Raw genomic sequence first — 19,890 nt, forward strand, 5'->3', positions numbered from 1 at the left:
CTGCAGACGACGATTTATTGCAGTCACGTTTCCCACAGCAAAGATGCTAGCAAATGGCACCAAATCCGATCGTTATCGAAAACCAGAACACCGGCACCCCTCAAGACGTATGGGACCTCAGCGGTCCGGCGGCCACCAATATAGAAGGCTTCGCCACCAGCATCAGTGTCAATAGTGGAAGCCAGATCGGCTTCAAGATCAATACCGATTCGACGAACTACCGGATCGACATTTATCGCCTTGGCTATTACGGCGGCGCCGGCGCTCGTTTTGTAACGTCCATTCAGCAGAACACCGCGTCGATCCAGCCGTCGCAACCGGACGGTGATCCGTCGATCGGTCTGTACGATGCCGCCAACTGGAACGTCACCGTCACGTGGACCGTCCCCGCGACGGCGGTCTCCGGCGTGTATATCGCAAAGCTTGTCCGTCAGGACACGACAGCCGGCGAAAGCCATATTACCTTTGTCGTCCGCAATGACGGTGTGGCGCGGGACATCGTCTTCAAGACCTGCGACACCACATGGCATGCCTACAACGGCTGGGGCGGTGCAAGCCTGTACGGAGGAAATGCGACGCAGAGTTCTGACGGGCGCGCTTACAAAGTCAGCTACAACCGGCCCTTCGGTACACGTGACGGCATTGGGCTATATGCTGGCCCGCAGGATTTCGTGTTCAGCGCGGAATATGCAGCAATTCGCTGGCTCGAGCGAAACGGATACGATGTGACCTACATCTCAACCGTCGACGCGGGGCCGGGCAACATCCCGCTGACGAACTACAAGGTGTTCATGTCGGTCGGACACGATGAATATTGGTCCGGCGATCTCCGGACCAATGTAGAGGCCGCACGTGATGCGGGCGTGCATCTCATCTTCATGAGCGGCAACGAGGTTTACTGGAAAACGCGATGGGAAGCGGATGCGAACGGCACGGCGAACCGCATTCTCGTCTGCTACAAGGAAACCCACGCCGCCGCAAAAATCGATCCGACGCCGGAGTGGACCGGCACCTGGCGCGATCCGAGCTTCAGCCCTCCGTCCGATGGAGGACGTCCTGAAAATGCGCTGACCGGCACCATCTTCCAGGTGGATTCATTTCGCGGCGACAAGATCACGATTCCTTCGGACCTCGCACAGTTCAGATTCTGGCGGAATACGGCGGTGCAAGCCGGCCAGACCAACTCTCTGGCAATCGGTATGCTTGGCTACGAATGGGACGAAGCGCCTGACAACGGCTTCCGGCCGGGCGGATTGATTGCGGTGTCATCGACGGTCCTTCCGGTGGACACCTATCTGCTCGATTATGGGAACACCACCGGCGCCCGAACTGCGACACATAATCTCGTCCTGTATCGCGCGTCGAGCGGGGCAATCGTGTTCGGTACGGGAACGGTCTTCCTGTCTTTTGGCCTCGACACGACGCACGACTACTGCAACCTTAGCAGTGTGGGGCCGACGCCCGAGGATCCCAACGTACAGCAGGCCATGGTGAACGTGTTTGCGGACATGGGCGTGCAGCCGCAAACCCTGCAGACCAACCTCGTTGCCGCCAGTGCATCAACGGATCACACGCCACCGGTCTCGACGATCTCTACTCCCGCTTCAGGTGCAAGCCTTGTCCAGCAGCAAGCGGTGACGATTTCGGGCACCGCTGGAGATGTCGATGGGCTGGTTGCGGTCGTCGAGGTCTCGACCGACGGCGGAACGACCTGGCACCCGGCCACAGGCACCACGAACTGGACATACACGTGGTGGCCACTGCAGCCGGGCACGTTCACCATCAAGTCCCGGGCTGTCGACGACAGCCTCAATATGGAGACACCCGCCGCCGGTGTAACCGTAAGCGTTATACCTGGAGCGGTCGTGAGCCTTTTCACGCCTACTGATGCGCCGTTCGTGGTACTCGCCAACGATCCCCTGGCAATAGAGCTTGGTATCCGAGTGCAGATCAGCGCTGCCGGCACTGTCAGCGGTATCCGTTTCTACAAGGAGCCGCTCAACACCGGCCCGCACGTCGGCAATTTCTGGAGCGCTGACGGAACGTTGCTTGCAACCGCGGCCTTCTCCGGCGAAACGTCAAACGGCTGGCAGCAGGTCAATTTTCCGACTCCGGTCACTGTCAATGCAGGCGCGACATACGTTGCGTCGTACCACACCGCTACGGGCCTCTATTCTGCGGACTTGAACTACTTTCTCAATACGCGGAGCGCGGGTCCGCTGCGCGCACCGGCCGCCGGCGCCAATGGTGTATTTGCCTATGGATCGACGAGCATTTTTCCCGCGAGCTCAAATCTGAAAGGCAATTACTGGGTCGATCTGGTATTCAACCGCGCTGGTGGAACCGGGAATCTTCCACCCATCGCGAATGACGTCGGAGGCTTTATCACCCCTCCGAACTCGATCCTGTCCATTCCGGCCGCCTCGATCCTGGCTAATGATACGGATCCAAATGGCTACACACTATCCATCTCAGGCGTCGGCAGCCCGGTCAATGGAACTGTAAGCTACGATGCAACAACGCAAGTCGTTAGCTTCACGCCGACGACCGGTTACCTTGGGACAGCCAGTTTCATTTATACAATCACCAACGGCCATGGCGGCACCGCCTCCGCGACCGTATCGCTGACCGTGAGTGCCGGCACCGTCAGCCTGTTCGGTCCATCGACGACACCGGCAACGATCACAGTCAGCGACGCCAACCCGGTCGAACTCGGGGTCAAGTTCGAGACATCCGTTGCGGGCCAGGTCCTCGGAATTCTTTTCTACAAGGGTCCGCAAAACACAGGCACGCATGTCGTCAATCTGTGGACCTCGTCGGGTACCCTGCTGGCCAGCGCAACATCCAGCAACGAAACCGCGAGTGGTTGGCAGACCGTGGGTCTGACCACACCGGTGACCTTGACCGCCAATACGATCTATGTCGCTTCCTATCACACCAACGGCTTCTATTCTGTGGACGGGAACTACTTCGCCACTGACCATACCAGTGGGCCGCTCACGGCCCCCAACAGCGCCGGCAGTAACGGCAATGGAGTCTTCTCCTACGGCGCCAGCGGCAGCTTCCCAACCAGCAGTTTCGACGCAAGCAACTATTGGGTCGATGTCCTCTTCAACCCGAGTGGCAGCGGAAACCTACCTCCCGTTGCGAACAACGACAGCGGATTTACAACGCTCCAGAATACAGTCCTTGCCATTCCGGCCGCTACGATTCTGGCCAATGACTCCGATCCCAACGGCTTTGCCCTGTCGATCTCGAGCGTCGGCGCCCCGATCAACGGAACGGTCAGCTACAATGCAACGACGCAGGTGGTCAATTTCACGCCGACCAGCGGTTACCTCGGAGCGGCGAGCTTCACATACACAATCACCAACGGCCACGGAGGGACCGCCTCGGCAACCGTCTCACTGACTGTTATCCCATCCGCTGCCATCAGCCTCTTCACCGCCACGACCAGCCCGGCAAACATCACGGTCAACGATTCCAGCGCGGTCGAACTCGGGGTCAAGTTCGAGACGTCGACCGGCGGCCTCGTCTTTGCAATTCTCTTTTACAAAGGGCCGCAGAACACTGGTCCGCATATCATCAACCTATGGACTGAGACCGGGACCCTGCTAGCCAGCGCGACATCCACCAACGAGACCCCCGGCGGCTGGCAAACTGTCAATCTCGCTACACCGGTGGCTTTGACCGCCAACACGATCTACGTCGCTTCTTATCACTGTAACGGCTTTTACTCGGCGGACTCCAACTATTTCGCCGCCGACCATGTCAACGGCGCACTTACGGCGCCGGCCAGCGCGAGCAGCGGAGGCAATGGTGTCTATGTCTACGGCACCAGCAGCAGCTTCCCGACAAATACCTTCGGCGCCAATAACTACTGGGTCGACGTGCTGTTCGTCGCCGGCGCTGGGCCGTAAGCGAGACAAGCGGGAAATGCAAAGTGAACCGGCTGCCGACTCAACCAATGGCACCACGCTCTAAGCCGAGGCCGCGATCAAGCCCTTCTTGATCGCGGCGTCCTCGCTGCTGAAGATGGCCATCGCCGTGAGCATGCGCCGGAAGCCGAGTTTTTCGTAAAGTCCCTCAGTCCCGGGATTGGCGTACAGGATGATCTTCCTGTGGCCGCGCGACAGATCCCGCAATCGCGTCGCGATCTCCTTGCCGAGGCCTCGCCCCTGAAAATGCGGATGGACCGCAATGTCGCAAATGTAGGAGCAATCGACACCATCAGCGACGGCGCGTCCTGCGCCGGCCAGGATGCCGTCGTCGAACGCGAAGCATTTGTACATGCTGTTTCCGAACGCGCGCTTCAGCTCCTCCGGTTTCTTGTCGCCCAGCGGAGCGATCCGATAGAGCTCCGACAGCGCATTCCAGTCGATCCGGTCCTGGTCGGATGTCCATTCCATGTCGTTGCTCCTCTCGGATCATGTGCTAGAGCAGATTTGGTCAGAATGATCATTGATCATGGCCTATGCTGCAAATGTCGTTTGAAAGGCTAGTCGCTTCGGGGATCATCCAAGGGCGACGACGTCCGGCCAAAACGGCGCTCAAGATAGGTCACGCCAAAGGAAACGATGTCCTGCGCGTCGAACAGGTAGCAGGATGCGTCTCCTACTCGGTCAATCCGGTGCCGATCGAGGGCAGCGTATGCATGCGCGATCGTTTCGACCGCGTCAGGCTCTCCGTCGACCGTGAAGCGATCGAGGATGCCGTTCGAGTCGAAATCCTCGGCCCACTCCCAGACGGTTTGACCATCGGGGCCAAGTAGCGGCATCTCATAGGTCACGCGGCGTTTACCAGGAATATCGGCAATAGCCTCGGCATAGTGCAGTGCGGTGACTGAGTTCAGCGGAGCGCCTAGCAGAAGAACTTTTCCGCCCAGCTCGACGAAACGTTCGAGGGGCGAGCCTTTTCCCAACGCCTGACCAAGGTGATGAGACTTTGTCAAAGTTTCTGCGAGAGGACCTATAGCGACCATCGATGCGTCCGGATGTGCGCTACGTCGCGCACCGGGGGTCTGGACAAGGAACTGATTGAGCAGGCCGAAGCCCGCATATGTTCCAGAGGTTGCAGGGTCAAACGGAGGCCAGGTGCGACGGAGTTCTTCGTCCATCTGAGCGCCGTTCAATGTTTCCTCGTACGGTGATCGGTCCCATGAGGCATAGCCCATTACGGTACCCGTCGGCCCGACGGCGTCGAGAAGAGCGTCGACGACGGTGGCCGCGCCGCCCTCGACACTACCGATGGCCTTCAACGAGGCATGGACCATCACGAGATCTCCCGGTTGGACGCCCAGTCGTTGAAGGTCTGCTGTGATTTCGGTTCTTGCTCTCATTGGAATCTCTCTCCCAGTTTCTTCTCGGCTGGATCGGCCGTGCCGAGGGGCCGACCTCGAGGAAAAGTACCAGTAGGAGGTAAGCCGGCGGTACGTATTGGTCGACGTAGCTGACCGTCAGGGCAAACCGGGGCGCTGAAACCAGCATGGATTCAAATCAGCCGCATCCCCTTCAAGCTCGCATGCCCGTTCTTGCCGACGATAATGTGGTCATGCACGGAGATGCCGAGTGGCTTGGCGATGTCGATGATCGCTTTCGTCATCTGGATGTCGGCCTGCGAGGGCGTCGGGTCGCCGGAAGGGTGGTTGTGCACCAACATACTCGAAGGAAGAATCTTATTTAGAGGCAGGCTTCTAGTGATTTTCTAAGTTCGGAAGGGGTATGTAATTGGGGTTAGTTCCTCGTTACAGATCGTGATGGGCCCGACTTGTCATGCAGATGCTTTCATGAGACTCCACGATCACGTTGTAGCACGGATTCCGAATCAATATCTATCTCGGCTGGTATCGCTCAGCGCTAACTGCCGGATCCGGCACATTTCACCCCGCCGCTTCCTCCAAAGGAGCAATCGCGAAGGTCGGCAAACGACTAGGTTTCTGCGGTCCCAGCGATCGAGCTCCTCCAACGGATAGAGAGTGGCTTTGCCGATCTTCATGAACGATGGACCGATCCTCATCGAACGCCAGTTGCGGAGGGTTCCCTCGCTGACCTGCGCGCGATAGCGCTCAACAACTTCCTCAAGAGTGAGAAATACTGGGCCCGACAGAGGTGTGAACGAACGGCTGGTGACGATTTTGTGCAACAAGCTGTTGCGCGTTCCTATTTGCATGAGGCTAGGATCACTGGTCATCGAGGAGACTCCAACATGTGCAGACCGTGTTCTGCAGTCGATCATTGACTGATGCGTGCCTCACCCTGCTCGGTAATGAGAAGAACGTCGAGCGGCGCTGCAAATGTAGCATCAAGCCGGCTGACCAGAATGTCGACGATGGCGGGCTGGGTACCGCCGAGGTCTATGGCCCGTTCCGAAATGAGGAGATTGCGGGAGAGGCACTCGCTCCAGTCCAAGATCAGGTGTGATCGCCACAAAGTTGTTGGGACATCGATCTTCAGACGGGAAAACACTTCGAGCGGATGAACAGCCGTCCCGATCACATCAAGGCCGCGACGGAAGGCATGCTGAAACGGCTCAAGACCGATTGCATCGACCTGCTCTATCAGCACCGCGTCGATCCCAATGCTTCGATGGAGGATGTCGCGGCAGCCGTGAAAGACCTCATACAAGCGGGCAAGACCAGACACTTCGGCATGTCTGAAGCCGGTGTGCAGTCGCTCCGCCGCGCGGCGCGGCAATCCCTGCGCTCCGAGCTAAATCAAATGTCAGTACTTGCAGCGGCTTGAACGACGCCTACTCTCCGCCGCCGCGCTCAACACGCAAATGGTACACAGGACCTCACAGATAGCGCTAGACCCTGACCCTCTCAAGGTTCGGGCCGAAGCCAGATTATGATTGAATTTGAGGCAGCACCGAAATTGATGACCACTCGGGGAGCCTTGGGGGATGAAAGGCGAGCGGATCTCCGTTGCGAGCCTGACCGCAGTTGCGGAGCGCGCTTATGCAGTCCGACCCTGCCCGCTGGGAGGGGTTTTGATAAAGGCGAGATCCACGAGGCGAAGCTGGATCATGCATCGTGCCCATCCCACCGGTCACACCTCGGCCATCTTCGCGAGCACGCGCTGCACGAGGGCGGGCTCGAGATAAGCGCTGCGCGGCCTCAATAGATTTTGGACTTCGGCGGTCAGCTTGTGGACGGCCGGATCTTCGGCGGCGAGCCGGGTCAGGGCGATACCGAATTTGAGCGTTGTCTCAAAATCCGCCGGACGTTGCCCGCGTGTATCGGGAAACGCGAAGTCGAGTATGGCCACCGACCACGGCGTCTCGATCAACGTCTGCACCTCGGCGAAGAAAGCGGGTGCCAGCGCAGCGATTGGATCGCTGTCTTCCCCTAGTCTCCCGAGCAGCCTCTGGAGCAGGCACGCCTCCAGCGCGGCCACGCTCATGCCTTGGCCGTAGACGGGATTGAACCGGCAGATTGCGTCACCTATGGGCAATAGCCCGCGTGGAAAGACGTCAAGTCGCTCGAAATGACGCCGCACGCTCTCGGGGAAGCCATAACGCGCGACTCCGTCCAGGCGCTTGGCGTGACCGATCGCATTGTAGATCGTGGGCGTCCGCAGTGCCCTGGCGTAAGTCAGAAATCCCTCCGCATCGCCGGGCCGCACGTCACCGTGGCGCCCACCAATGGTCGCCATCCAGCGATTGCCCTCGAGCGGCAACATCAGGCCACCACGGCCGTTCTGGGGCGCTTGGCCCAAAGTCATAACGCCATTCCAATCGGTCGCGGCGTCGTCGGGGATGTCAAAGATGCATGCGGCATAGCCGAGATCGATGCCAATTGTGGTCTCCTCCGGCAGTGGTTGTCCGATCGACTGCAGCAGAGCGAGAGTGACGGCGCCGCGTCCGGACGCGTCGACGACGAGATCCGCCGTGATCGTCTCGCTTGCGCCGTTGCTTTTCTCGTAGCGCACGCCGGTGACCGCTTCTCCATTTGGTGTAGCCAACACTTCATGGACCCGGCAGCGCTGGCGCAGCGTGGTGTTTGCGCGGCTTTCCACCCGCCGTCGCACGGCACGCTCGATTGTCGGCCGTGAGACGGCGTAACTGGACCAGCCGAGATCGCGTTGCGGGAAGGGGTCGTAGCCCGGGCGCTCAATGCGAACATCGAGACCGGACGCACGAGATCCTGCTCGAAGCCTGCGAACAGCTCGCTGAGGGCGCGCTGGCCGCTGAGCAGCAGCGCATGCACGTGCCGGGCCCGCGGCGTCCCCGCGCGATACGCTGGCTCCGCGGGCAGAGTGTCGCGCTCCAGAACAACTACCTGATCGAAGCGGCCGGCGAGCGCCCCCGCGGCCCGAGCCCGCCCATGCCGGCGCCGATCACGATGGCCTGCTTGCCGATCAGAGTTGACGTCATTGTCACCTCCCAGCTGCGAGCTCCTCCGGCAGCAGAGGTGCCGACGTCAATCGAGCATATCGCCACGCACCGGCGCAAGGAAACGACGAAATCGTCAGAAACCAGCGAAGCCAGCCACTGTCCGCCGTCACTGTTCACTTTTTAGATTTCCACGACGATTTGGCTCAGATCGCACTACCTACTTTCAATCTTAAATTCAGATGGCCGCCTCCTCGCGCGCCAGATTGCCACCCTTCAGAATAACAGTGCGAACTCACCTCGCCGATTGTCCTCATCGTTTCAATCCTGCGACGCCAAGTTCCGTCCATATCCAGTTGAAGCTGTAATTCGCGATCTCACCGTTGCGGCCTGCAGACTTGGCCGCGTGGTTTTCAAGGGTTTTAAGCCAATCGACGACTTTGACGCGACCTTTCGCAGTCCTGACCGCCGCGCGTGGCGACTTATTTCCCAGCATCGGGATCGGCTGGTCGAGCAAGTCGCGATAGTGCCGGTCCAAGCTGTCATGAATGATAGCGCTGCGCTCTTCCTCAGACATGTCCAGCTTTGACGGCACAGGAGCATCCTGCGATGCCGTGAGCTGCTCGATGGATTGCATCTCGACCAAGGGCTGCCCTACCAATCCCCCGAGCGTCTTGGATAGTAGCGCGCGCCCCCGGTCGGAACGTTCCCGAGAATTTACCGAGAGCACCAACGCCTTGTCCTTCAATTCCACACCGCCGAGTACGAGCGAGCCATCGCCGAGAGACGTGATGAAGATCTGCGATTTCGGCAGATGCTTGTCCATATCCAGGGTCTTGGTCGGTTTCCCGGAACTGATCCAATTCCAGAACGTCGCATTTTCCGGACGCAGCTCAGGACAGCGCCCTAACGCCGATCGAATGTCATCGGTCGTGGTGCCAGCCACGAAAGGATAATGCGCGGTACAGAACAAGAGCTCATCACCCTCGGCGTTACACACCTCGGGAATTTGCGGACGTAATGCGCGATCAATCGTGTCGATGAGCCAAACGGTCGTGATCGTTGGGGTAACGGCATGCAGAACCGCGGTCTCGGAGAACCCGTTGGCAATTGCCGGGTTGTCGACGCCGCGGCCAACCAACTCGGCAACCGCTTGTTTCTTCCTTTCGACGCGCTTCGCGACCTTGCGCAACAATTTGAGGAGTTCTTCCGATGTATCGCGATCGAGCAGCAGTATGGCACCACTGATTTGGGTTTGCGATCCAACCTGCACAACGCGCGTCGCGATCCGGTCCCACGGTTTAAGGGACCGGGTCGCCGAACGCTCACTGATCAGGATCGATTCGCCTCCGCGCACAAGGTCCCGCGCGCGGAACGAGGTGTCCCGGACGATATCGCTGACTTCATAGAGGCTCATCACTGACGTTCGCAAGGCGGCCATGTAGGCCCGAGTGGATGCGCCTTCCTTCCAGCCCCGGCGTTTCAGATAGTCATCGACGACATTGCTTCCGTCTTCGAAATCTCGGGTCAGAAAGTCCTCGAAAGCACACCCCAGACGGTGCGCATGAACCAGGCTTCGCCGAGTATGGATCTGATCTCCTCTGCATCGAGATCGGTTTGGTCGCAGGCGGGCAGCAGATGATCGTCATAGACATCCGCGAACCGATCGCGCCATTCGTCGCGGGTCAGCCATTTCATCAATCCTTGGAGCAAATGCGTGCCGGTCATATCTTGCTCGCGTCGTGGAATCATCGATCACTGCCCCAGCCTTCGCGGTGGTGTAGTCTAGCCAATGGACATCATCGGCTCGACGGCCGGGCTTCCTCGAGAGGGTCGAATCAACAGGTTTTCTCGGATAAACCGGATTTGCTGAAGGGGCGCCCTCGCGTGTGGCGGTTATTGTGAGTATGGAACCCACACCATCCGATCGCGAGATACTGGCTGGATTGGTTGAGCGCGTCACTTATCAGAACGCCGACAACGGCTTTTGTGTCATCCGGGTTAAGGCCCGCGGGCACCGTGATCTGGTCACCCTGGTTGGCCATGCCGCCACGATCTCGGCCGGAGAGTGGATTACGGCGACCGGCGACTGGGTCAACGACCGCACCCACGGACAACAGTTCAAGGCCCGGTTCCTCAAAACCTCGACGCCTACATCGAACGAAGGCATCGAGAAATACCTCGCCTCCGGAATGATCCGCGGCATTGGTCCGGTCTATGCCAAGAAGCTTCTGCGCGCCTTCGGCAACAGGGTGTTCGATGTCATTGAGGCAGAACCCGACCGCCTGCAGGAGGTGGATGGCATTGGTCCGGTCCGAGCCGGCCGCATCACGGTCGCCTGGGCGGAGCAGAAGGTGGTGCGCGAGATCATGGTGTTCCTGCACAGCCACGGCGTCGGCACGGCGCGGGCGGTGCGCATCTACAAGACTTACGGCGCCGATGCCGTGCAGGTCATGTCAGAAAATCCCTATCGTTTGGCGCGCGATATCCGCGGCATCGGCTTCAAGACTGCCGACGCTATCGCGATGAAGCTCGGCGTCGACAAGACTGCCATGATCCGCGTGCGAGCCGGCATCTCCTATGCGTTGACCGAGGCAATGGACGACGGGCACTGCGCCCTGCCCACCAACGAATTGGTGCCGCTTGCCGAACAGCTCCTTGAGATACCGCAGGATCTGATTCGTACGGCGCTCAATCTCGAACTGGCTGAGGGGACCGTCATCGCCGACCAAGTTGGTGAGACTGACTGCATCTTCCTTACCAGTCTGTATCGCGCCGAACGGGCTATTGCCGAACGGCTGTTGACGCTTGCGAAGGGCGAACGTCCCTGGGCTTCGATCGATCCCGACAAGGCCATTCCATGGATTGAGCAGCGGATCAACCTGACGCTCGCCGAAAGTCAAAAAGCGGCGGTCCGGCTGGCGCTTGCTTCCAAGGTTCTGTTGATTACCGGCGGACCGGGGGTCGGCAAGACCACGATCGTCCAAGCCATCCTGCGCATCCTGTCGGCCAAGCATGTAAGGCTCCTGCTGTGTGCCCCCACCGGCCGCGCGGCCAAGCGGATGAACGAAGCCACCGGCCTTGAGGCCAAAACGATTCACCGCTTGCTCGAAATTGATCCGGCGAAAGGTGGTTTTCGGCGGAATAACGAGAATCCGCTCGACTGCGATCTGCTTGTTATCGACGAAACATCGATGGTGGACGTGCTGCTGATGCATGCGCTGCTCAAGGCGGTGCCGGATAAAGCCGCCCTGCTGCTGATCGGGGATGTCGACCAACTGCCTTCGGTTGGCCCGGGCCAGGTCTTGGTCGATACAATCGCATCCGGCGCCATACCGGTGGTTCGGCTCATCGAGGTGTTCCGCCAGGCGGCCAAAAGTCGGATTATCGTCAGCGCGCACCGTATCAACGAGGGCGGCATTCCCGATCTGCGCAAACCTGACGGTGACAGCGATTTTTATTTCGTGGAGGCGGACGATCCGGAAACTGCAGTGCAGCGCATTGTCGAATTGGTCAGGACGCGGATTCCCAAACGTTTTGGCCTCAATCCCGTCCGCGACATTCAGGTGCTCTGCCCCATGAACCGAGGTGGTGTTGGCGCGCGATCGCTCAACGTCGAACTGCAGGCAGCTTTGAACCCTGCCGGCGCGTGTAAGGTCGAGAGATTCGGCTGGACCTTCTCACCTGGCGACAAGGTCATGCAGATCGAGAATGACTACGATAAGGAGGTCTACAACGGCGATATCGGCTACGTGAAGGCTGTCGAGCCCGATGACGGTGAGCTTACCGCAACCTTTGACGAGCGGCTTGTCACTTATGGCTTCGGCGAACTCGACACCCTGGTGCCGGCTTACGCCGCAACCATCCACAAGAGCCAAGGCTCGGAATACCCGGCCGTGGTAATTCCGGTCATGACGCAGCACTACACCATGCTGCAGCGTAATCTGCTCTACACCGGGGTCACGCGGGGCAAGAAATTGGTCGTGCTGGTCGGACAGAAGAAAGCGATTGCCATTGCGGTCCGCAATGTCTCTGGCCGGCGCCGGTGGTCGAAACTAGCTGAATGGCTACAATGCTAGCCAACAGACCCATCAGAGCCAACCGTTCACAAAATTATATCGTAGTTTCAATAATATAGACGGCCAACCGCTTGCGGACTACCCCGATAAGCCGACTATTTCAGAACCCGGCCGGATTTCGCAGTAGGGCCAGAACGCGACATCACCAGAACAGCGGACCTCGGCCACCAAGGACGAAGGAGCCAGCAGGGGGTAGTGTGGCCGGTATCGCGCCGAATGCTCGAGTGCTCCGCCGTGACATCACGATGTAAGCGGAGCCCGTGTCAGGTTCATGGAATAGAACAGAAGCTCCGCTTCAAGCGCGTGGCGAAGATGTGCCGACTGACGAAATCCGTGCTTCTCGTCCTGGAATATAAGCAGACAGGTCGGGATATTTCGGCGTTGAAGCGCCGAATACATCCTTTGAGCCTGATTGATCGGCACGACTGGATCGTCCTTACCGTGGAGGAATATCACTGGAGCAGACAGCCTATCGGTGAAATTGATCGGCGAACGGTCGTAGTAAAGTGCGCTGTTCGGCCTAAACGGCTCAATAAGCCAGTCGGTGTAATGCAGCTCGAATTTATGAGTCTCAGTTGCGAGCGCGACCAGATCACTGATTCCGTAGTAGCTCGCACCGACGGCAAATTCGGTATGAAAAGTGAGCCCGCACAACGTCGTATAGCCGCCTGCGCTGCCGCCCGTGATCGCCAACCTTCCGCCGTCGACATCGCCCCGAGCGGCAAGGAATTTCGCGCCCGAAATGCAATCCACGACGTCAATAACACCCCACTGACCGTAAAGCCTTTCCCGGTATTTCCTTCCATACCCGGTGCTTCCGCGATAATTAACGTCAAGAACACCGAATCCCCGACTAGTCCAGAATTGTACCGAAAGATTGAGCGCCGAATCGGTCGCGGTGGTCGGCCCGCCATGGCTCTTCACGAGCAAGGGAGGTCTTTCCGAAGCTGGCGCCTGCCAGTCCGGATTGTACGGACGATAATAGAAGGCGTGGGCGATGTCGCCGTTGCTAGTCGGAAATTCGATCGGTTGCGGCGTCGAAAAGTAGTTTTGAAATTTTTGCAAGCTGCCTGATGGAACCAAAAGCTTGATCGGCGAAACCGCTCCCGTGTTCACATCGACGGTCGCGATTGCCGGCGGCGAGGTCATTGTGGCACAACGCAGCACTACGGTTGTTGCCGACGCATGCACACCCGACAAGGAGGAAAATTCCATCGGATAGTCGTGACCGATCAGTGTGGGTATTTCTAACCGGCCCAGGCGCCATGTACCGTTTTGGGCAAACGAGTAGATCAGAAGGTCTGGTGACGCAAACGCGTAGGTCGAGAGACCGAGTTGCCACTGAGGGACACCGAATTCCGCGTCTCGAGCTAGGACCCGCTCCACGCCGGAGGCGTTCCAACGGTATAGGTTCCAGAAATCCGTGCGGTCGGAAATGAAGTAGAGCCTCCCGTCCGGCGACCATTGGGGTTGAAATATCGACTCGGAACCGCCTTGGACGATCAGTTTGTCGGTCAGCGCGCCCGCCTGATCGAGAGCTGCCACATTCAGATAGGTGGAAGTCCACGGCATATTTGGATGTTGCCAGCTCAACCACGCAAGCCTTGAGCCATCCACGTCGAGCGTCGGCGACGAGTAGAAGTCACATCCGCTGTCGAGCGTTGCTTCGCGGCCCGTCGCGATGTCGATGGCGACCAGCGTATGGATCGCTTTGATGACGTCGCCGTTCGGACGCTCCTCTCTTATCGCGATCAGTCGATTTCGTGCGGCGTCGACGCAAATATCTGCAAACAAGCTTTTCGCACTAGACGTGATTTTCGTCGGCGCGCCGCCCGCGAGCTGCTGGTAGATTTGATTGTCGCCGAAATTGACGAAATACACGACGCTGTTGCTGACGGCATAGGCGCCCCCACCGTAACTATAGACCTGCGATCTCACGCTGAAGGGGGACGGCGTAATGTCTCTGATCGTGCCGTCGGCGGCTCTGGCCACCACGACGTTGCGACCTTTCTCGAGGGGTCTCCCCTCGATCCAGTAGATATTGTCGCCGTCAATCCGCGGCTGCGAGAGTGACCCGGTTTCGGCCACGGCCGCGTCGGCCGTGATGGGGGAGATCCATGATCCGAAACTCCCGGTCTGCTGACCCACCATGAATCTTTCTCCGTCGCAGTCAAGAACACCCGAATACTCGCGCGCCTAGGCCGCAAGACGCGCTGAATGACGACCGATTACATGGGCCGTGATCGGCGCCGTTCGACCTTTCAAGTCGAGTTGGCGCGCCTGCAGCACTGCGGGATTGCAGCCTGTAGCGGCCAACGCGGCTGATTAGCGCCTCTGCTGGCGCCGCCATGCTGGAGAGGCGAGAAGCCACAGTGACGTTGCCCCGAGCGGCCGCACGTCATGCTATCCGCCCTCAGCGCCAGCCACAAACCTGCAATATCAAACGCTCTCGCGCCTTTGCTCTCGCCACGGACGCCGAGTCGCCCGCCCCCGGACCAATTTTCGAAGTATGGAATGAGTGCATGCGTGAACACGCCGTCCTAACGCGCCGACCAACGCTGCCATAGGGTATTCGCTTTTGGCGGCAAAAGCACCGGCCGCGCTGATTCTAACTTAGCTACTGTCAATTTCGGCTGCCAAGACGAAGCGGAAGTTACGCAAGTGGCAGATGTCGCTTATGGGGCAAAAGCTGCGGTCTTGCGCGAGCGAGGTCCGGTCTTCTTCGGAAAGCCGACCTAAGAGCGTCCATCCGCCCATTTCGGTTGAGGGCCCAATTTCGGACTCATGCACTGCAGCAAAGCACCCACTCCATCACCTCGTCGACATGGGCGGGAGATGTTGCGCATTGGCTATTGCTATCTACTAAACTCAAGTCAGCCGTAGCCGAGTCTGTCTCTGCCCCTTCTTCGATCTCGGGGCACGTTATCGACGGGGATACGATCGGCCTGGATGATGGTCGGCCGAACATTCGCCTAGTGGGATTCAACGCCCCCGAACCAGGAAATCGGGCGCAGTACGAAGCAGAGCGCCAAAAGGGCGAAGCCGCCAACGCTCCTCGCAGACCTGTTCATGATCAGGATCGCCATAGCTGCTGAGAGTTGCTGGACTAAGCCTAACCCTGCGCAGGTTGAGCTCCGCACGTCCGGTGTTGGCGGTGAATCGGACAAAGGTCATGGTTATCAAGAACTTCCGAGTCTGACCCTCAACGGAGTGCGCCAGGAAAGCTGGCAAAGAATAGGAGGTGAAAGTCCCCCATGGGGTAAGGACTAGCCATCCGCCCCGACCCCGAGTGATGCGCGGCGTCCCGCGAGGGACCGTCGTGAAGCGTTCACAGGGGAGGGCCAAGTATTGAGCTGCGAAACGGGTCTAATTCCGGGGTGCCGATCTCATTCCGTTGAAGAGAAGGCAACATCGTCTCATGGCGAATGGCTTGCATGGGAAGAACCTCGCGCAGTCGGAGACCTTGTGCACGTGGAGAAGTTCTTTGCACGGAACCTGGGAAGTCTCATCCGTGTCCGGACAGGCAAGCCGGGCCGGTTCATGAAGGCAACAGCCGAACGATGAACATGCACGCGGATGAGAATTCGGACGGGGTCTTAGTACCCGAGAAGCGGCCGAACAAAGAGGGCGTGCCCTCGGCGGAGGCTGTGGAGGGAAGGACCCCGCCCAAGGGAAACGGCGGCGGGACGGCCGCGGCCCGGACACTGCGCCGGGACACCGCGTCGAACGGACTCACCGCCGTGCGCCGAGCGGCGCGACAGAGCAAGAGTGTACGGTTCACTGCGCTGCTGCATCACATCACCATCGATCTCCTGAAGCGGAGCTACCTGTCTCTTGAACGGGACTCCGCGCCGGGCATCGACGGCGTGACGTGGCAGACCTACGGAGAGAACCTCGAAGAGAAGCTAGAGGACCTGCACGACAAGGTGCACCGGGGCAGTTACCGAGCGCGTCCGGCCAGACGTACCTACATTCCGAAGGCTGATGGCTCGAAACGGCCGCTGAGCATTCTTTGCCTGGAGGACAAAATCGTCCAACAGGCGGTCGCGACGGTTCTCGCAGCAATCTACGAAGAAGACTTCCTCGGGTTCTCCTACGGGTTCCGGCCGGGGCGCGGTCAGCACGATGCGCTGGACGCCCTCCACGCCGGCACTCTCAGGAAGCAAGTGAACTGGGTGCTTGACGCGGATATCCGGGGCTTCTTCGATGCCATGGCCCATTCATGGATTATCCGTTTCCTCGAGCACCGTATCGCGGACAAACGCATCCTGCGCCTCATTGCAAAATGGCTCAAGGTCGGCACTGTCGAAGATGGACGCAGAACACAGGGCGTATGTGGCGCTCCGCAAGGCGCGGTGATCTCACCAATTCTGGCGAACGTCTACCTGCACTATGTGTTCGATCTATGGGTCCATCGCTGGCGCCTCACCAAGGCGTCGGGCGACATGATCGTCATCCGCTATGCGGACGACACCATCGTCGGCTTTGAGCATGAGCACGAGGCACGGGCGTTCCTTGACGATCTCAAGGAGCGAATGCGCAAGTTCGAACTGGCGTTGCACCCGGATAAAACCCGGCTGATCCGCTTTGGCCGCCGCGCGGCCAAGCAACGTGAAGAGCTTGGAGAGGGGAAACCTGAAACCTTCGACTTCCTCGGCTTCACGCACTTCTGCACGCGATCACGCAAATGGGGCTCGTTCGTCATCGGGCGCAAGACGATCAAGAAACGGATGCGAGCCAAGCTGCTGGCGATCAAGATCGAGTTGCGCAGGATAATGCACGACCCCATCGCGAAAACCGGCGCTTGGGTGAAACAGATGCTGAAAGGGCATCTGAACTACTTCGCAGTCTCGGGTAACCACCCGAGCCTGTGGTGGTTCTTCAACAAGGTGAAGCGGCTCTGGCTCGCATCGCTCAAGCGACGCAGTCAAACGGCACGCCTCAACTGGGAGAGGTTCATCCAGCTCGTCGCCCGCTTCTTTCCGCCAATCAGAACTATACACCCGCTGCCTTGTCACCGCTTCGACGCCAGAACCCGAGGGAGGAGCCCGGTGCGTTAGCAGCGCACGCCGGGATCTGTGCGGGGGGGGGGGGGCGAGGAGAAATCCTCGTCCCTACCGCGACCGCTCTATTGGCATCTGTTGACTGCAGGGGCTCGGTGCCCGAGTGCGAGCCGGGGCGCTGTCGACATTTGGACGGAGGTTTGAACTTAGCAGGATTTGCTATGTTCACTTTGGAACAATAGGAACAAGCGGTCTGCCCCTCGGGTTGGGCCAAGTTGGGGACGAACTCGACGCGGCCGGGTAGGCAATTCAACTATGGCTGAAATCAACTCCCACCGACTTTTGGCGACTGACACCGTAGCGGTGTGGGACGTTTTGTGCTCAGGCGCGTGCAAGCACAAAAGCGCCGAGGAATGCGTCAGCACAACACATCTCGTGTTTCCTTACCGCGGCGTCTACGTGCATCATACAGGTCAGGTCGAGACAGTCGTGGAAGCGAATCAGGTGGTGTTCTTTAATGAAAGTGAACCCTATCGAATTAGCCATCCTCTTGAAGGCGGCGATGCAAGTCTATCGATCGGAATCGATGAGGCGACGCTGTTGGAGCTGGCGCCTGCCGACTTTCTCCATACCAAAGATCGAATCCTTTTCAACCGGCCTCGCATGCGTATCGATGCGCGCGCGCAGTTGCTCGCAGCACTTGGGCGTCATCGTCTTGCCCGCGGAATGACTGAGACTCTTGAAGCTGAGGATTTGATCCTTTCGCTGGTAAGCCGCGCCCTCGGGAAGCGCACATCGTACGCCGCATCCGGCAGCATAGGGCGGCAAAAACTGGTGGACCGCGCCAAACTTGTGCTTTCTTCAGATCTTGGACGCCGATGGACTTTGGCTGAGATTGGCAGCGCCGTCGGCGTCTCGCCGGTCTATCTCACTCAGGTGTTCCGGCAAGTCGAGGGTCTGCCGCTTTATCGTTATCAACTCCAATTGCGGCTCGCCCGGGCGCTTGACCTACTTGATGCTTGTTCAGATTTGACGGGCTTGGCGCTCGACCTCGGTTTTTCAAGCTACAGCCATTTCAGTACCGCATTTAAGCAGGCTTACGGCCTTACACCCTTGGCGTTTCAACACTCCTCTCGACTTTCCTGAAGTTGGCCGCCGCCGAACGTAAGATCGCTAAAGATTATGGTAGAGCCGGTGATATGAGCGGGATATCCAGCGGAACGATCATCCCAAAACGAGAGCCGTTTCGATGACCGATATCATCCTGCATCACTACGAGACCTCTTCCTATTCGGAGAAAGTTCGGCTCGGTCTTGGTCTGAAGGGCTTGGCCTGGGGATCGGTGGAAATCCCCGTCATCATGCCAAAACCCGACCTGACGGCGCTGACCGGAGGCTACCGCAAGACGCCCGTGTTGCAGATCGGCGCAGACATCTATTGCGATAGCCAGTTGATCATGCGCGAACTCGAGCGCCAACATCCTACCCCGAGCTTTTATCCCGCCGGCCACGGCGCGGCCGATGCGCTTGCCTGGTGGGTCGAGAAGACAACGTTCAGCCCGGCTGCGAGCATCGCGTTCGCGAAGAGACCCGACGCGTTGCCCAAGGGGTTTCTCGAAGACCGGGCCAAATTCTCCGGCCGAAATATCGATCCCGCCGCGATGAAGGCGGCGGTACCGAACTCGCTCGATCAGTTGCGTGCGCATTTCGATTGGCTGAATCAGATGCTGACTGACGGGCGCTCATTCCTGCAGGGCTCTGCCCCTAGCCTTGCCGATCTCGCCGCCTACCATCCGGTTTGGTTCTTGCAGCAAAAATTCGGACCACTGGCGGCGCCGCTCGACGGCTTTCCGAGCCTGCTGAGTTGGACCGAGCGCATTGCCGCAATCGGCCACGGCAGGCGGAGCCCAATGACCTCGAAAAAAGCGCTCGATGCGGCGAGGGACGCTACGTCGAACGCCAGCGTAATCCCCGATCCACGAGATCCGATCGGCCGGAAACCTGGTCAGACAGTGACCGTCACGCCGGATGACACCGGACGCGACCCGGTCGTCGGCGAGTTGGTCGCCTCGGGCGTCCATGAGATCGTCATCCGACGCAGCGATCCCGCGGTCGGAGAGGTCTGTGTGCATTTCCCACGCGCCGGTTTTATCGTGATGTCGGCCTGACTTGCCGATTGAGCAGCCGACGCAATTCGAACTCGCTGTCAATCTCAAGACGGCGAAAGCACACTCGGTCTCGCACTTTCTCGAGCGTGATCGCCCGCGCTGACGAGGTGATCGAATAACCGACTGACTTCCGGTTATGGCCCAATGTATGGTCCGGCCGTGCGTTGCAATGTATGGTCCGGCCGTGCGTTGCAAGAGGTTTCGTCAACCTGGCAGATGTGGTCTTGCATCAATGTATCCGGCCTCTGCTTGGAGCGCGTTGTGCTCCGGGCCATCATGGATATCAGCGCGCATGCGATCTTATCATGCG

At 59.1% G+C, this 19,890-nt stretch carries 12 protein-coding genes and 2 pseudogenes; 6 read left to right on the forward strand and 8 right to left on the reverse strand.

Translation table 11 applies throughout. The features are described 5' to 3' along the window. The first annotated feature begins 53 nt into the window (after nt 1–53). Entirely contained in the window at nt 54–3,920 is a 3,867-nt protein-coding gene (locus AC5ZGW_RS15345) for a DUF4082 domain-containing protein (protein WP_130225278.1), read from the forward strand. Between the two features lie 60 nt (nt 3,921–3,980). Here AC5ZGW_RS15345 and AC5ZGW_RS15350 read toward each other — a convergent pair whose 3' ends face one another. From AC5ZGW_RS15350 to AC5ZGW_RS15365, 4 genes and pseudogenes are all read right to left on the reverse strand, one after another. Next, complete coding sequence (locus AC5ZGW_RS15350; protein WP_130225279.1) at nt 3,981–4,409, reverse strand: GNAT family N-acetyltransferase; 429 nt, start codon at nt 4,407–4,409, stop codon at nt 3,981–3,983. 89 nt (nt 4,410–4,498) lie between these two features. Then, the gene (gene aac(3) / locus AC5ZGW_RS15355; protein WP_130225280.1) at nt 4,499–5,338 is read right to left on the reverse strand and encodes an aminoglycoside 3-N-acetyltransferase; all 840 of its coding nucleotides are present in this window, start codon (nt 5,336–5,338) and stop codon (nt 4,499–4,501) included. 152 nt (nt 5,339–5,490) lie between these two features. After that, nucleotides 5,491–5,658: pseudogene (locus AC5ZGW_RS15360) on the reverse strand (JAB domain-containing protein); the annotation flags it as partial. Between the two features lie 165 nt (nt 5,659–5,823). Next, entirely contained in the window at nt 5,824–6,105 is a 282-nt protein-coding gene (locus AC5ZGW_RS15365) for a helix-turn-helix domain-containing protein (RefSeq protein ID WP_130225295.1), read from the reverse strand. Between the two features lie 236 nt (nt 6,106–6,341). Here AC5ZGW_RS15365 and AC5ZGW_RS15370 point away from each other — a divergent pair. After that, a pseudogene (locus tag AC5ZGW_RS15370) lies at nt 6,342–6,683 on the forward strand (aldo/keto reductase); the annotation flags it as partial. Nucleotides 6,684–7,046: 363 nt separating this feature from the next. On the opposite strand, the gene AC5ZGW_RS15375 reads toward AC5ZGW_RS15370, so the two are convergent. The 3 genes from AC5ZGW_RS15375 to AC5ZGW_RS15385 all read right to left on the reverse strand — a co-directional run bounded on the left by AC5ZGW_RS15375 (nt 7,047) and on the right by AC5ZGW_RS15385 (nt 10,059). Beyond that, complete coding sequence (locus AC5ZGW_RS15375) at nt 7,047–8,114, reverse strand: NAD(P)/FAD-dependent oxidoreductase (protein WP_130225282.1); 1,068 nt, start codon at nt 8,112–8,114, stop codon at nt 7,047–7,049. A 530-nt stretch (nt 8,115–8,644) separates the two neighbouring features. Further along, nucleotides 8,645–9,922, reverse strand: a complete 1,278-nt coding sequence (locus tag AC5ZGW_RS15380) for a DUF7986 domain-containing protein (protein WP_496113932.1) — start codon at nt 9,920–9,922, stop codon at nt 8,645–8,647. Beyond that, nucleotides 9,859–10,059: a hypothetical protein gene (locus AC5ZGW_RS15385; protein WP_245474657.1), complete on the reverse strand. Its 201-nt coding sequence runs from the start codon at nt 10,057–10,059 to the stop codon at nt 9,859–9,861. Before AC5ZGW_RS15385 ends, AC5ZGW_RS15380 begins: the two co-directional genes overlap by 64 nt. 179 nt (nt 10,060–10,238) lie before the next feature. Here AC5ZGW_RS15385 and recD2 point away from each other — a divergent pair, with 179 nt between their 5' ends. Then, on the forward strand, nt 10,239–12,410 hold the full coding sequence (gene recD2, locus AC5ZGW_RS15390) for an SF1B family DNA helicase RecD2 (RefSeq protein ID WP_130225296.1): 2,172 nt from the start codon (nt 10,239–10,241) through the stop codon (nt 12,408–12,410). Nucleotides 12,411–12,650: 240 nt separating this feature from the next. On the opposite strand, the gene AC5ZGW_RS15395 is transcribed toward recD2, so the two are convergent. Next, a complete protein-coding gene (locus AC5ZGW_RS15395; protein ID WP_130225283.1) occupies nt 12,651–14,561 on the reverse strand; it encodes a S9 family peptidase in 1,911 nt (636 codons plus the stop codon). Between the two features lie 1,409 nt (nt 14,562–15,970). On the opposite strand from AC5ZGW_RS15395, the gene ltrA reads away from it, so the two are divergent. From ltrA to AC5ZGW_RS15410, 3 genes are all read left to right on the forward strand, one after another. After that, a complete protein-coding gene (ltrA, locus tag AC5ZGW_RS15400; RefSeq protein ID WP_349645062.1) occupies nt 15,971–17,470 on the forward strand; it encodes a group II intron reverse transcriptase/maturase in 1,500 nt (499 codons plus the stop codon). A 258-nt stretch (nt 17,471–17,728) separates the two neighbouring features. Then, nucleotides 17,729–18,559 (forward strand): helix-turn-helix transcriptional regulator, encoded by an 831-nt coding sequence (locus AC5ZGW_RS15405; protein ID WP_130225284.1) that lies wholly within the window; start codon nt 17,729–17,731, stop codon nt 18,557–18,559. 103 nt (nt 18,560–18,662) lie between these two features. Further along, a complete protein-coding gene (locus AC5ZGW_RS15410; protein WP_130225285.1) occupies nt 18,663–19,580 on the forward strand; it encodes a glutathione S-transferase family protein in 918 nt (305 codons plus the stop codon). Nucleotides 19,581–19,890 lie beyond the last annotated feature (310 nt).

Source organism: Bradyrhizobium sp. Crot121 (assembly GCF_059512385.1).

What these genes read in the sequence shown, in the direction of transcription:
- AC5ZGW_RS15345 (WP_130225278.1), top strand. Translation starts at nt 54, where the DNA reads ATGGCACCAAATCCGATCGTTATCGAAAACCAGAACACCGGCACCCCT.
- AC5ZGW_RS15350 (WP_130225279.1), bottom strand. Translation starts at nt 4,409, where the DNA reads ATGGAATGGACATCCGACCAGGACCGGATCGACTGGAATGCGCTGTCG.
- AC5ZGW_RS15385 (WP_245474657.1), bottom strand. Translation starts at nt 10,059, where the DNA reads ATGACCGGCACGCATTTGCTCCAAGGATTGATGAAATGGCTGACCCGC.
- recD2 (WP_130225296.1), top strand. Translation starts at nt 10,239, where the DNA reads ATGGAACCCACACCATCCGATCGCGAGATACTGGCTGGATTGGTTGAG.
- AC5ZGW_RS15395 (WP_130225283.1), bottom strand. Translation starts at nt 14,561, where the DNA reads ATGGTGGGTCAGCAGACCGGGAGTTTCGGATCATGGATCTCCCCCATC.
- ltrA (WP_349645062.1), top strand. Translation starts at nt 15,971, where the DNA reads ATGAACATGCACGCGGATGAGAATTCGGACGGGGTCTTAGTACCCGAG.
- AC5ZGW_RS15405 (WP_130225284.1), top strand. Translation starts at nt 17,729, where the DNA reads ATGGCTGAAATCAACTCCCACCGACTTTTGGCGACTGACACCGTAGCG.
- AC5ZGW_RS15410 (WP_130225285.1), top strand. Translation starts at nt 18,663, where the DNA reads ATGACCGATATCATCCTGCATCACTACGAGACCTCTTCCTATTCGGAG.